General features: G+C 64.4%; 13 protein-coding genes and 1 tRNA gene. 4 read left to right on the forward strand and 10 right to left on the reverse strand.

The window, feature by feature from the left end:
- Window positions 1-5: 5 nt before the first annotated feature.
- The 4 genes from VNT00_RS04665 to hda are packed head-to-tail and all read right to left on the reverse strand — an operon-like array spanning window position 6 to window position 3,267.
- Window positions 6-479, reverse strand: coding sequence for a 2-amino-4-hydroxy-6-hydroxymethyldihydropteridine diphosphokinase (locus VNT00_RS04665; RefSeq protein WP_325585007.1), 474 nt, complete (start codon window positions 477-479; stop codon window positions 6-8).
- Between the two features lie 7 nt (window positions 480-486).
- On the reverse strand, window positions 487-1,851 hold the full coding sequence (gene pcnB / locus VNT00_RS04670; protein ID WP_325585009.1) for a polynucleotide adenylyltransferase PcnB: 1,365 nt from the start codon (window positions 1,849-1,851) through the stop codon (window positions 487-489).
- A gap of 9 nt (window positions 1,852-1,860) precedes the next feature.
- Window positions 1,861-2,562 (reverse strand): HAD family hydrolase, encoded by a 702-nt coding sequence (locus VNT00_RS04675; protein ID WP_325585011.1) that lies wholly within the window; start codon window positions 2,560-2,562, stop codon window positions 1,861-1,863.
- Between the two features lie 6 nt (window positions 2,563-2,568).
- Entirely contained in the window at window positions 2,569-3,267 is a 699-nt protein-coding gene (gene hda, locus VNT00_RS04680) for a DnaA regulatory inactivator Hda (protein ID WP_325585013.1), read from the reverse strand.
- A 154-nt stretch (window positions 3,268-3,421) separates the two neighbouring features.
- Here hda and purM point away from each other — a divergent pair, with 154 nt between their 5' ends.
- Complete coding sequence (gene purM / locus VNT00_RS04685; RefSeq protein ID WP_325585015.1) at window positions 3,422-4,471, forward strand: phosphoribosylformylglycinamidine cyclo-ligase; 1,050 nt, start codon at window positions 3,422-3,424, stop codon at window positions 4,469-4,471.
- Between the two features lie 20 nt (window positions 4,472-4,491).
- Here the strand turns inward: purM and miaA are convergent, their stop codons facing one another.
- The gene (miaA, locus tag VNT00_RS04690) at window positions 4,492-5,427 is read right to left on the reverse strand and encodes a tRNA (adenosine(37)-N6)-dimethylallyltransferase MiaA (protein ID WP_325585017.1); all 936 of its coding nucleotides are present in this window, start codon (window positions 5,425-5,427) and stop codon (window positions 4,492-4,494) included.
- Window positions 5,424-7,292 (reverse strand): DNA mismatch repair endonuclease MutL, encoded by a 1,869-nt coding sequence (mutL, locus tag VNT00_RS04695; protein WP_325585019.1) that lies wholly within the window; start codon window positions 7,290-7,292, stop codon window positions 5,424-5,426. The genes miaA and mutL overlap by 4 nt, the downstream gene beginning before the upstream one ends.
- A 137-nt stretch (window positions 7,293-7,429) precedes the next feature.
- Here mutL and VNT00_RS04700 point away from each other — a divergent pair, with 137 nt between their 5' ends.
- A complete protein-coding gene (locus tag VNT00_RS04700) occupies window positions 7,430-8,068 on the forward strand; it encodes a VTT domain-containing protein (protein ID WP_325585020.1) in 639 nt (212 codons plus the stop codon).
- A gap of 68 nt (window positions 8,069-8,136) precedes the next feature.
- Here VNT00_RS04700 and VNT00_RS04705 read toward each other — a convergent pair whose 3' ends face one another.
- Both VNT00_RS04705 and tsaE read right to left on the reverse strand, forming a co-directional pair.
- Window positions 8,137-9,501: an N-acetylmuramoyl-L-alanine amidase gene (locus tag VNT00_RS04705; protein ID WP_325585022.1), complete on the reverse strand. Its 1,365-nt coding sequence runs from the start codon at window positions 9,499-9,501 to the stop codon at window positions 8,137-8,139.
- Window positions 9,435-9,986, reverse strand: a complete 552-nt coding sequence (tsaE, locus tag VNT00_RS04710; RefSeq protein WP_325585024.1) for a tRNA (adenosine(37)-N6)-threonylcarbamoyltransferase complex ATPase subunit type 1 TsaE — start codon at window positions 9,984-9,986, stop codon at window positions 9,435-9,437. The genes VNT00_RS04705 and tsaE overlap by 67 nt, the downstream gene beginning before the upstream one ends.
- Window positions 9,987-10,420: 434 nt before the next feature.
- Here tsaE and VNT00_RS04715 point away from each other — a divergent pair.
- Both VNT00_RS04715 and VNT00_RS04720 read left to right on the forward strand, forming a co-directional pair.
- A tRNA-Arg gene (locus VNT00_RS04715) sits at window positions 10,421-10,495 on the forward strand.
- A 22-nt stretch (window positions 10,496-10,517) separates the two neighbouring features.
- Window positions 10,518-11,243, forward strand: coding sequence for a cytochrome b/b6 domain-containing protein (locus VNT00_RS04720; protein WP_325585026.1), 726 nt, complete (start codon window positions 10,518-10,520; stop codon window positions 11,241-11,243).
- A gap of 6 nt (window positions 11,244-11,249) precedes the next feature.
- Here the strand turns inward: VNT00_RS04720 and VNT00_RS04725 are convergent, their stop codons facing one another.
- Both VNT00_RS04725 and VNT00_RS04730 read right to left on the reverse strand, forming a co-directional pair.
- Window positions 11,250-11,705: a CHRD domain-containing protein gene (locus VNT00_RS04725; protein WP_414650887.1), complete on the reverse strand. Its 456-nt coding sequence runs from the start codon at window positions 11,703-11,705 to the stop codon at window positions 11,250-11,252.
- 125 nt (window positions 11,706-11,830) lie between these two features.
- Entirely contained in the window at window positions 11,831-12,718 is an 888-nt protein-coding gene (locus tag VNT00_RS04730; RefSeq protein WP_325585027.1) for a type 2 periplasmic-binding domain-containing protein, read from the reverse strand.

Genomic DNA, 12,718 nt, shown 5'->3' on the forward strand with positions numbered 1-12,718 from the left:
CAAGGTCAGGGCAGGCGCTGCAGGCCCTGGCCGGCGCATTGCGCCAGCAAGTCGTCCACGGAGCCCTGCGCCAGCCGCAGGCCGGGCGCAAGATCTCCAAGTGGTTGCAGAACAAATGCACGCTCGTGCATGCGAGGATGCGGCACGACCAGTCTTGGCGTGTCGATGGCCAGGTCGCCGTACAGCAGCAAATCCAGATCCAGGGTGCGTGGCGCGTTGCGGTAGGGGCGCATGCGGCCGTGCGCCTGCTCGATTTGCTGCAGCACGTCGAGCAGCGCCAGGGGCGCCAGCCCGGTTTGCACGCTGGCTACGGCATTGACGTAGTCGGGGCCGCTGGAGTCGATGGGCGCCGTCCGGTAGAACGGCGAAAGCCGCAAGCCGTCGATGCCGGGCGTGCCGGCCAGCTCGCGCGCGGCCTGCCGCAACGTGGCTTGCGCTTCGCCCAGGTTCGCGCCCAGGCCGATGTAGGCAAGCGCCATGGAAGGTTTATTCGGCGGGGGGCGCGGGCGCCCGGCTGGCCGGATTGCGGCGCGGACGGCGGCGCCTGCGCGGCTTGTTCGATGCCGCCCCGCCTTTGTTGTCGCGCTGCCAGGCATCGATCATTTCGGTGCGATCGGCATTGTCGGCATTGGCCAGGTCCATCCACCACTGCGCCTGCACGCTGTCGACTTCGCGGGCTTCGGCGCGCAACTGCAGGAAGTCCACCGCGGCGCGGAAACGGGGGTGGTCGAGCATGCGCCACATGCCCTTGGGCGTGGCGCGTTCGAAGCGCGGCTGCATGAACCAGATTTCGCGCATGTCGGCCTGGTAGCGCCGCTGTATGGCCAGTGTTTTGGTCTGCCCCTCGATGATGTCGTCGGCGGCCTGCATGAGCGCCTGCATCGGCGGCTCGCCTTTTGCCGCGAGAGCCTGCTGGCGTTTGTCGACCAGCTTCCAGAGCAGGGCCGCGAACAGGAAGCTGGGGCTGACGGTCTTGCCCGAGCGCACGCGGGCGTCGGTGCGTTCCAGCGCCAGTTCCACGAATTGCCGGCCGCCGTTTTCCTCGAAGATGATGTCGATGAGGGGCAACAGGCCCTTGTGCAGGCCCACCGAGCGCAGCCGCTGCAGGCAGTCCATGGCGTGGCCGCAGGTAAGCAGCTTGAGCATTTCGTCGAACAGGCGCGACGAGGGCACGTTCTTGATGAGTTCGGCCAGGCTTTGTATGGGTTGGCGGGTGGCCGGGTCGATGGTGGCGTTGAGCTTGGCGGCGAACCGCACGGCGCGCAGCATGCGCACGGGATCTTCGCGATATCGGGTGGCGGGGTCGCCGATCATGCGGACCACGCGCTTCTTGAGGTCGGCCACCCCTTTGTGGAAGTCGAGGACTTCCTCCTTGATCGGGTCGTAGTACAGTGCGTTCAGCGTGAAGTCGCGCCGCGCCGCGTCCTGTTCGTGGGTGCCGAAGAGGTTGTCGCGCAATATGCGCCCGTGCTCGTCGGTTTCCTGGTCGTCGGAGGCCGGTGCGCGGAAGGTGGAGGTCTCGATGATTTCCTGGCCGAACACCACGTGTACCAGCTGGAAGCGCCGGCCGATGATGCGCGCGCGGCGGAACAGCGGGCGGATCTGGTTGGGCGTGGCGTTGGTGGCGACGTCGAAATCCTTGGGCTCCAGGCCCACGATGAGGTCGCGCACCGCCCCGCCGACGATGTAGGCGTCGAAGCCGTGCTGGTGAAGGACTTCGCACACCTTGATGGCGTGCCGCGAAACGTTGCGGCGATCGATGCCGTGCTGTTCCCGCGAGAAACGTTCGGGCCCGCCCGCGGGCGGGGTGAAAAGCCGATTGACGAATTTTTTTATTGTTGACGTTAGCATGAGGGTATTTTAAGACTTTGCATCTTGCATGTCCTTGAAAATCTCAAGGATGGGCCAGCCCTTTTCCTGGGCGAACCGGCGCAGGGACGGGCTGGGGTTGGTGGCGACCGGATGGGTTACGGCTTCCATGAGGGGGATGTCGTTGGGCGAATCGCTGTAGAAGCGGGACTGCTCGAAATCGTCCAGGGCCAGGTTCAGGCTGGACAGCCAGTTCTGCACGCGTACGACCTTGCCTTCCTTGAAGCTGGGAATGCCCTGGATGGCGCCAGTATAGCGGCCGTTGCGGTACTCGGGCACGGTGGCGATAAGGTGCGGTATGCCGAAGGCGCGGGCGATGGGCGCGGTGACGAATTCGTTGGTGGCCGTGACGACGGCGCACAGGTCGCCTTGTTCCAGATGCCGTTGCACCAGTTCCTGCGCTACGGGAAGAATATTGGGGCGGACGACTTCATGCATGAACTGTTCGTGCCATTCGGCCAAGGTGGCGCTGTCGGCGCGGGCAAGCAGGCCGAGCATGAATTCGGCGGCCTGTTCGGCGGTAAGGTTGCCGGCGTTGTAGCGCTCCATGAGCTCGTTGTTGCGGCGCTGGGCCTCCTGGGGGTCGCCGGCGCGGCCGGTGCGCGCCAGCCAGTCGGCCCATTGGTAATCGCTGTCCATCGGCAGCAGGGTGTGATCCAGGTCGAACAAGGCCAGGCGTGTTGCGGCGGTCATAGGGTGTTAGCTTTCTTTCGGAGGCCGGCTCGAGGCCAGCAGGTCTTTTAAAAGGGGCAGGGTGATGGCCCTGTGTTTTTCAAGCGAATAGCGGTCCAGCGCGTCGACCAGGGCGCTAAGCCGGCCCATGTCGCGCGCATAGTGGGTAAGAATCCAGCCGATGACTTCGGGCGAGAATTGCAGCCCGCGCTCGGCGGCCTGGGTGCGCAGGGCCTGGGCGCGGTCGTCGTCGGACAGTTGCTCGAGCCCGAAAACCAGATCCCAGCCCAGGCGGGTGCGCAGGTCCTCGCGCAGGGGCATGGCCCGCGGCGAGCGGTCACCGGAGCCAAGCAAGGCAAACGCCTGTTCGCCGGCGGAAGTTTCCCGCCAACGATTGTACAGGGCAAACAGCGCGGCCTGCGCTTCCTCGTCCAGCCGATGGATGTCGTCTACCGCGATCAGCCGGCATGGCATGGTTTCGGCGCTGGCCATGCCGCGGATGTCGGCGGCGCTGCTTTGCGCATCGAAATACCGGGCCAAGGGGGCCGACGCCAGCGCCCGCAGCAGGTGCGAGCGCCCGGCTCCGGAAGCGCCCCAGAGGTAGATGGCCCGCCCCGGCCGCAACTGGCGCAGCGCATCGATGGCCACGCCGTTTTCGCCCACGACGAAATTGTCCAGTGTCGGCGCAGGCGCAGGAAGAAGGTCGAGGATTAGTTGCTGGGTCATTGAAGGCGGTAAAATGCGTAAAATGCGCCGGGTGCGTTGCTTGCCAAGCGGCGCCGTGTCGTGCCGAAGAGCCCGTTGCCGCTCCCGGCCTGGCCAAACGCCACACCCGTATTCTATTCAACCTGCAATTCTTACATATCCCACGGCTTTTCTCATGACAATCAAACAATCCGCCCCCCTGACCTATCGCGATGCGGGAGTCGATATCGATGCCGGCGAAGCGCTGGTCGACCGCATCAAGCCCTTGGCCGCAAAAACCATGCGCGCGGGGGTCATGGCCGGCATCGGCGGGTTCGGCGCGCTGTTCGAGGTGCCCAAGCGCTTCAGCGAGCCGGTTCTGGTGTCGGGCACCGACGGCGTGGGCACCAAGCTGCGCCTGGCGTTCGAATGGCAGCGCCACGACACCGTCGGCATCGATCTGGTGGCCATGAGCGTCAACGATATCCTGGTGCAGGGCGCCGAGCCCTTGTTCTTCCTCGATTATTTCGCCTGCGGCAAGCTGTCCGTCGATACGGCGGCCAGTGTGGTGGGCGGCATCGCCAAGGGCTGCGAGCTGTCCAATTGCGCGCTCATCGGCGGCGAGACCGCCGAAATGCCCGGCATGTATCCCGATGGTGAATACGATCTGGCCGGCTTTGCCGTGGGTGCGGTCGAAAAATCGCAGATCATCGACGGCAAATCCATCGAGGCCGGCGACGTGGTCCTGGGCCTGGCTTCCAGCGGTGCGCATTCCAACGGCTTTTCGTTGTTGCGCAAAATCCTGGAGCAGGCCGGCGCCAGGCCTGACCAAGACTTCGATGGCCGGCCCTTGGCCGACGTGGTCATGGAGCCTACCCGCATTTATGTGAAATCCGTGCTGGCCGCCCTGGCCGAGCACGGCCCGGCCCTCAAAGGCCTGGCGCACATAACCGGCGGCGGCCTGCTCGACAATGTTCCGCGCATCTTGCAGCCCGGGCTTGCCGCCCGCCTGCAGCGCGATGCCTGGGCCATGCCCAAGCTGTTCCAGTGGCTGCAAGAAAACGGCGGCGTGGCTGATTCGGAAATGCATCGTGTGTTCAACTGCGGCATCGGCATGGTCATCGTGGTTCCGGCCGGCAAGGCTCAGGCGGTTTCCGCCACACTGGCCGCTTGCGGCGAGCAGGTTTACAACCTGGGCGCCATTGTCCCGCAAGAGGCCGGCATGGCCCAGACCGTGGTGGTTTAAGCGGTTTCCGGCGGCGTGCGTCAGCGCGCCCAGATACGTGCGGCGTGCTCGGCCACCTGGCCGGCGGCGTCGGGGGCAAGGCAGTCGACGATCGTGCGGTCGGGCTGCGCGCGCAGCCAGGTCAACTGGCGTTTGGCCAGTTGGCGGGTCGCGGCGATGGCTTGTTCCACAGCTTGTTCCAGGCTGCATTCCCCGCTCAGGTAAGACCATATCTGCCGGTAGCCCACGCACCGCACCGAAGGCAGGCCGGCGTGCAGGTCGGGCCGCGCATGCAGCGCACGCACCTCGTCGACCAGGCCCATGCCCAGCATCTGCCGGTAGCGCTGCGCGATGCGCGCATGCAGGACAGCGCGATCGGACGGTTCCAGGCTGATGGTCTTGTATTCGTAAGGCGAGTCGTCGGTGGGGCGTTCGGCGGCCAGCAACTGTGACATGGTTTGCCCCGTCGCGCGGTGGATTTCGATGGCGCGCTGGATGCGCTGGCTGTCATTGGGCGAGAGCCGGGCGGCGGTGGCGGGGTCGAATGCGGCCAGTTGCCGGTGCATTTCGGGCCAGCCTGATTGAGCCGCTTCAAGTTCGATCTGGGCGCGGATGGCGGCGTCGGCCTGGGGCAGGTCGTTCAGCCCTTCCCGAAGCGCCTTGTAATACAGCATGGTGCCGCCGCATAGCAGGGGCAGGCGGCCGCGCTGGATGATTTGCCCTATAAGCTGCATGGCGTCCTGGCGGAACTCGGCGGCCGAATAGCTTTCGGCCGGATCGCGGATGTCCAGCAGATGCTGCGGCACTTGCCGCCGTTCCTGCGCCGAGGGTTTGGCCGTGCCGATGTCCATGCCGCGGTAGATGGTGGCCGAGTCGACGTTGATGACTTCTATTGGCCAGCGCGCGGCCAGCGCCAGCGTGGCTGCGCTTTTGCCGGCGGCGGTGGGGCCGGCCAGGCAGATGACGGGAATGCTCATTGGCCGCGCAGGAACAGCTTGTCCAGATCGCCCAGCTTCCATTGAACCCAGGTCGGCCGTCCGTGATTGCATTGATCGGCGCGTTCGGTGCGCTCCATCTTGCGCAGCAGCGCGTTCATTTCGTCCAGGGTCAGGCGGCGGTTGGCCCGCACCGAGCCATGGCAGGCCATGGTGGACAGAAGTTCGTTGCGTTGCTCGGTAAGCCGGGGCGAGGTGCCCACGCTGGCCAGGTCGCGCAGCACGCCGCGCGCCAGCGACTCGATGTCGCCGCCGGCCAGCAGCGCGGGCACCGCCCGCACCATCAGGGATGCGGGGCCGGCGGGTTTCAGGGCCAGGCCTAGTTCGGCCAGGACGTCCTCGTATTCTTCGACCAGCGCGATTTCTTTTTCGCTGGTGCTGAACACGACCGGCACCAGCAGTTCCTGGCGTGGCAGTTCGCGGGCGTCCATGGCGAGCTTCAGTTGTTCGTAGACGACCCGCTCGTGGGCGGCATGCATGTCGACCAGAACCAGGCCGGCCTGGTTCTGGGCCAGGATGTAGATGCCGTGCAACTGGCCCAGCGCCATGCCCAGCGGGAACTCGCCAGCTTGCGCGGCTGTTGCGGAAGGGGCGGGAGGCGCGCCTGTAACGGCGTTTTCCAGCGGTCTGTACAGGGTCTGCCAGTTTTGAGGTTCGCCCGGCATGGTTTCGCGCAGATTGAACGCCTGCTGGTTTTGGTTCGGCTGCCATGCGGTGGCTGGCCTATAGGGTTGCGAAGGCGTCGGGTAGGCGGCGGGCAATGCGCCTGGAGCTGTGGACGGCGCCGCGGCGCCGGGCGTTTCGGGACTTGTGTCGCCGGGCTGTTCAGGTGCCGCGCCGCCTGCCATGGCCTGCCCTCCGGCCAGGGCCAGCGCCTCTCCAAGCGTCTGGCCGACGAAGCGGTGTATGGCCCCGCTATCGCGAAAGCGCACTTCGTGCTTGGCCGGGTGCACGTTGACGTCGACCATGGCCGGGTCGATGGACAGGAACAGGACGTAGGCGGGCTGCCTGTCGCCGTGCAGCACGTCGGCATAGGCCTGGCGGATGGCATGGGCCACGGTTCTGTCCTTGACGTAGCGGCCATTGACGTAAAGGTATTGCTGGTCGGCGCGCGCCCGCGCGTAGGTGGGGCGGGTGATCATGCCCTGCAGGGCGATGAGGCCGTGCTCCCTCTGCACGCGGATGGCCTGGCCGACGAACTCGGCGCCCAGCACGTCGAGGATGCGCTGGAAAACATCGCTGGCGCGCCAGTGGCGCTGCGGCTTGTCGTTATGGAACAGGCGGAAGCCGACGCCTGGGTGGGCAAGCGCGATGCGTTCCAGCGCATCGGCGCAATGGCCGTACTCGGTGGCTTCGGTGCGCAGGAACTTGCGGCGTGCCGGCACGTCGTCGAACAACTGCCGCACCTCGACGGTCGTGCCTATGGGGCCCGAGGCCGCCACGGGCTGCGCGCCGTTTTCCGCCCGCAGTTGCCAGGCGTGCGGCGCGTCGTCGGTGCGCGAGACGATGCTCAATTGCGCGACCGATGCAATGGATGCCAGGGCTTCGCCGCGAAACCCCATGGACGCGACGGACTCCAGATCGTCCAGCGTATGGATTTTGCTGGTGGCGTGGCGTGTGATGGCCAGGTGCAGTTCTTCGCGGGGGATGCCCGACCCGTCGTCGGTGACGGCAATGCGGCGGATGCCGCCGCCGTCCAGGCGCACTTCGATGGCGCGGGCTCCCGCATCGATGGCGTTTTCCAGTATTTCCTTCAATACCGAAGCGGGCCGCTCGATGACTTCGCCGGCCGCTATCTGGCTGATCAGCAGGTCAGGCAGCGTTGCGATGGTTCGACGTTCTGGCATGAAAGGCATCCATTCGGCCGGGCGGGCGTGCGCGGCGTTAATATAAACGTATCATTTTAGCTGCGGATTAAGTTCGGTTCGCCTTTACGGGGCCAGGCTGGGCTATATTGCGGTATCTTTTTTTGCAAGTGATGGCCATGCCCGAATTTATGAACATGATTCTCCATATCGACCAGTTTATGGGCGCCTGGATCGCCCAGTACGGCGAATGGATCTATCTGGTGCTGTTTTTGATCGTGTTCGGGGAAACCGGGCTGGTGGTGCTGCCGTTTCTGCCTGGCGATTCGCTGTTGTTCATCGCGGGCGCGGTGGGCGCCAATGGCGCGCTCGATCCTGTGCTGCTGGCTTTTCTGCTTATCGTGGCGGCGGCTCTGGGCAACACGGTCAATTATTCAATCGGGTGCTATCTGGGCCCACGCGTGTTTACCAGCCATTTCAGGTTTCTGGACCAGGCCGCCCTGATGAAAACGCATGCGTTCTATGAAAAACATGGCGGCAAGACCATCGTCCTGTCGCGCTTCGTGCCGATCTTCCGCACGTTCGCGCCCTTCGTGGCGGGCGTGGGCAGCATGAACATACTGCGGTTCCAGTTGTTCAATATCACCGGGGCCGTGCTGTGGGTGGGCGGCCTGGTTACGCTGGGCTATTTCTTCGGCAATGTCCCCATCATCAAGGAACACCTGAGCACCATTGCTTTATTGGGCGTTAGCGCCGCCATCGTGCCCGTGGCGCTGGGCGGCTTGTGGAAGCTGTTCCGAAAAGCCCGGCAGGCCTGATCGGCCGCCGGTTTGGCGTTCGCCGGCTCTGGGGCCTTGAGGCCGTTGCGCCGGCGCCGCGAGATGGCTCAGGCCTTGCGCGCCAGGGCCGGGCCGGCGGCAAAATAATCGTTGATGCCGCTTAGCATGGCCTTGGCGATGCGATCCTGATGCGCGGGGCTGCGTAGCAGGCGTTCTTCTTCCGGATTGCTGATGAATGCCGTTTCCACCAGTATGGAAGGGATGTCCGGAGCCTTGAGAACGGCGAACCCGGCGCGCTCCACGCTATTCTTGTGCAGCCGGTTGATCTTGCCGATTTCAGTCAGAACGCGATTCCCCACCCGCATGGAGTCGTTGATTTGCGCGGCGGTGGAAAGATCCAGCAGAACCTGCGCCACCTGCTTGTTATGCGATCCCAGGTTGACGCCGCCGATCAGGTCGGCGTCGTTCTCGCGCTTGGCCATCCAGCGCGCGGCGGCGCTGGTGGCGCCATGCTGCGACAGCGCGAATACGGACGATCCGCGCGCGCTGGGCTTGATCCAGGCGTCGGCGTGTATCGACACGAACAGGTCGGCCTTGACGCGGCGCGCCTTCTGCACCCGAACGTGCAGCGGCACGAAGTAATCGTTGTCGCGGGTCAGGTAGGCGCGCATATTGGGCTGGGCGTCGATCAGCTTCTTCAGCCGCCGTCCGATGCTCAGCACGATGTCTTTCTCGTGCGTGCCGCCGCGGCCGGTGGCGCCGGGATCCTCGCCGCCATGGCCGGGATCCAGGGCGATGAGGATGGGGCGGTCGACCCCGGGAGTCGAGGCAATGGGCGGAAGCGCGTCGGGCTCGTCCGGTTTCTTGGCGGCGATGGGTGGAAGCTTCTGCCCCTGCACGGAAGGAATCGGCGCCTGGTCGGGTGAGTTCTGCGCCAGTTTTTCAAGCACGTCGGCCAGCGGGTCGTTGTCGGCGTTGCCGTTCATGATGGCAAGCAGGGGATCCTGGGCGACCTTGGGGTACAGGTCCAGGACCAGGCGGTATTTATAGTTGCCAATGGGCTTCAGGGTGAAGACCTGGGGGGCCACAGCCTGTTTCAGGTCGAACACCAGGCGGATGACGTCGGGGCGGTTCTGCGCCACGCGCACCGAGGCGATGTACGGATCGTTGGGCTTGACCTTGGATATCAGGTCGTTGATGGTCTGGTTCATGGTCAGGCCGTTGATGTCCAGAACCAGGCGATTGGGGTTTTCGAGCGTGAAGTGTTCGGTTTTCAGCTCGCTGTCCAGCTCCAGGGTGACCCGCGTGTATTCGTCGGCCGGCCAGGTGCGCACGGCCAGTATCGTGCCGGCGTGGGCAAGGCTGGGAATGACCGGCAGGATGAACAGGGTGGTGGCGCTGGCGATCAGGCGTCGTCGGGAGACCCCCTTCGGGGAGATTCCTGTGGGGGAAGCTCGAGTGATGTCAGCCATGATGTTCCTTTGTCGCTATAGGCGGTTAAGTGCGCTTGTCGTCCGTTGCCGGCGTAGTCAAGGCGTATTTCCAGATCGGGAATGGGCAATGTGTTCCCCGCCTGTTCAGGCCATTCGATGAGAATGACGGCCTCTTTTTGCAAGATATCTCTAAACCCGGCGTCCAGCCATTCTTTGGGGTCGCTAAGCCTATAAAAATCAAGATGATAGAAGTATAAGTTAGAAAGTTTATAGGTTTCAAGTAGGGCGTAGCTCGGACTTTTGATTTTTCCGGTGATTCCGCAGGCCCGCAGCAGCGCGCGAACGAGGCTGGTTTTGCCCGCGCCAAGCTCGCCTTTCAGGTGGATACGGCCTCCTGGCGATCGTCCCTGGAAGGCGGGATGCACGCCGCAAAGCATGGGGGCAAGCTGCCTGGCCAGCGCGGCGGTTTGTTCTTCATCGGCCAAATATAGGTCAATTTCTTTTAAGATGTTTTTATCGGGCATGATTTTGACTGGTTTCTGAGGTGTGTGGCCAATTGGGCGAAAGGCGGCAGGCCTTCGCGGCCGGCGCCATGCCGGTTGCCCTGTCCATCCTCCGCTCGCTTTTTTCCGCCAAGGTGGAAAAGGCGATTGAGAAGAGGGATGGGGACGGCGCTAAATAACAACAGTATTTTTGTAACCTCTATTTTTGTAACCTCGAAGAGACGGGTATTGGCGGGTTCCGCGCGGCGGGTACGGCGAACGCCGCGGCGGGCAAGGGCGCAATGGCGGGAGCCCGCGGCCGGTTCGATGGGCCAGTTCGAGATTATATGAGGTCGCAGGCGAATGCCTGCGCGGGCGCGGCGGGTGCGTATCGGCCGGTTTGGCGGCGGCCGGGGCGTGGGGTTTGGGGACGGCATCGGGTATGCCCGCAAGTCCTGATAAAATACCCGGCTTACGTCTCCGTAGTTAAATGGATATAACTTTCCCCTCCTAAGGGAAGATTACAGGTTCGATTCCTGTCGGAGACGCCAGACACGAACGGAAGCGCTTCGTATGCCGTCGAACATTCCGCATAGCGATTCGGCCGGCCGGGATCCCCGGGCAGGCCGCGTGGGCTCCGGCGAAGGCCGGCACGCGGTGCTGGTCTGGGATCTGCCGTTGCGGGTCTTTCATTGGCTGCTGGCCGTTCTGGTCGCCGCCGCGTATTTCACCTGGCGGTTCAACTGGATGGCATGGCATGCCTGGTGCGGCCAGGCGGTGCTCGCGCTGGTGCTGTTTCGCCTGGTGTGGGGAGTGGTGGGCAGCGATACCGCCCGGTTCAGCCGCTTCCTGGCGGCGCCCAGCGCGGCGATTCGCCATTTGGCGCGCGTGTTTCGCCGCGAACCCGATACGCAGTGCGGCCACAACCCCGCCGGGGGCTGGATGGTGCTGCTGTTGCTGCTGCTTTTGCTGGGGCAGTCGCTTAGCGGGGTCATCGTCAATAACGATGTCGCCAACGACGGTCCGCTCACTGCATGGATGCCCGCCTGGGTGGCCAATCTGCTTACCGATATGCATGGGTATTTATGGGATGCGCTGCTGGCCGCCATTGTGCTGCACTTGCTGGCCATTGGCCTGTATGCGGCTTTGAAGGGGCAGAACCTTGTGCTGCCCATGGTTACAGGCGTGAAATCATTGCCCGCGAGTCAACCGCAACCCCGTATTGCCGGGATTGCGGCTGCGTTTCTGGTGTTTTGCCTGAGTGTCGGGGCTGCCGCGCTGATTGCCGGCCTTGCCTGAGCCGAATTAGTGTTTCGGCGGGACGACCTGGCCCCGGATTTCGCCGCTCGGATGGCTTTTGGTATGGATGTTCACATACCATTGGCCAGCTTCGAATTGCTTGTCCTGTTCTGCGGTCAGGGTGGCGTGCCCGGTAATGGGGCTGGATACGGCATCGCCGCGCTTGCTCAGCCAGACCTGGACGCCTGCATTGGCCCCCGCCGCGGCCGGCCCGTGAAAGTGGGCCATGGTGGCCGGGCTCGAAAGACCGTCGAACGAAATCGACCAGGTTACGTCTTTGGTGGCCGGATCGTAGGTAATGTCGGCCTTGCCGCTGCCCGCCGTTTGCACCGGCGGTACCTGCTGAGCGCCGGTGAGAGGGACGCTGAATGATACCGGGGCGGCCATGGCCGCCGAAGCCAGGCCCAGCCATGCCGCCGAAGCGATGGCCGCCAAGCCGCCGCGCGTTACGAGATTCCTCATGTCAAGCTCCTTGTGCGTGAACCGATGGGAGAGGGTCTTCGTATGGTACTCCCTGGCGCCGGCCAAAGGTGGATACAAACGTTGCACGGCTTTACGGAATCCATCCCCGGCTATGGCCGCATCGCTTAGTGACAGTCGGGAACCGTCTGGTCCAGGTAGACCTCGAAGGCTATGTCGCGCACCCGCTTTTTATTCAGGGTGGCCAAGTAATGGCTGGATCGCCATTCTCCGGCCAGTTTTTGGACGGCGGCCAATAATTCGGGATTGCCCTCGGGCACGAGGAAGTTCAGCGCCGCACCGGATTGCGGCGGAGGCGGGAGTTTGGCCGAGAACTTCTTCCACTCGGGCAGCTTGAGCAGTTCGTCGAGCATGAACTTGTCGTGCACTGCGGCGTCGCAGCCGCCGGTGCGCAGCGCCAGCAGGGAGTCCGCCGGCGCCCTGAATACTTTCTCTATGGCCCCGTAGCGGGCGGCGATGAGGCCTGTGTACAGACCGCCCTCGGAGAGGCACACGGTGCGTCCCTTGAGTTGATCCCATGACTTGATGTCGGTGTCGCTGCGCATGATGGCCATGGGCTGCGAGGCATAGCCGGTGGGGACGGCCTGCATCGACGCCGGGACGGCGGCGCCGGGGGCCAGGCTGCGCAGCATGGCGTCGGCCTGCGGCGCGGATGCGCTTGATGGACCGCTCGCGCCATTGGCCGGGCCGGCCGCGGCAGCCCCGAAGATGCTGATTTCCGTATTGTCGGGAAGCGAGTGCAGGCTTGTGTGCACCTTGCCTGCAAGCGCTTCGGCCAGGTCGGTGTCCGGCGCCTCGGCCGTGCGAACCTTGGAGCCGGGCACGAACGGCGGCACCACGTAGTGCATGGCGACTGTCAGCGTTTGCGGGCCGGCGCCGGCCTTTGGTGCGGCATGTGCGGCCGAGCCGTCCATGGCCAGACCGCAAGCCGCTGTCGCCAGGGCCGCTGCCAAGTGCGCCGGAAGCCGGCGCCCATGCGAAAAAGACGTTTTCAT

Source organism: Eoetvoesiella sp. (genome assembly GCF_035555955.1).
In the GTDB taxonomy this organism is placed as follows: Bacteria; Pseudomonadota; Gammaproteobacteria; order Burkholderiales; family Burkholderiaceae_B; genus Eoetvoesia.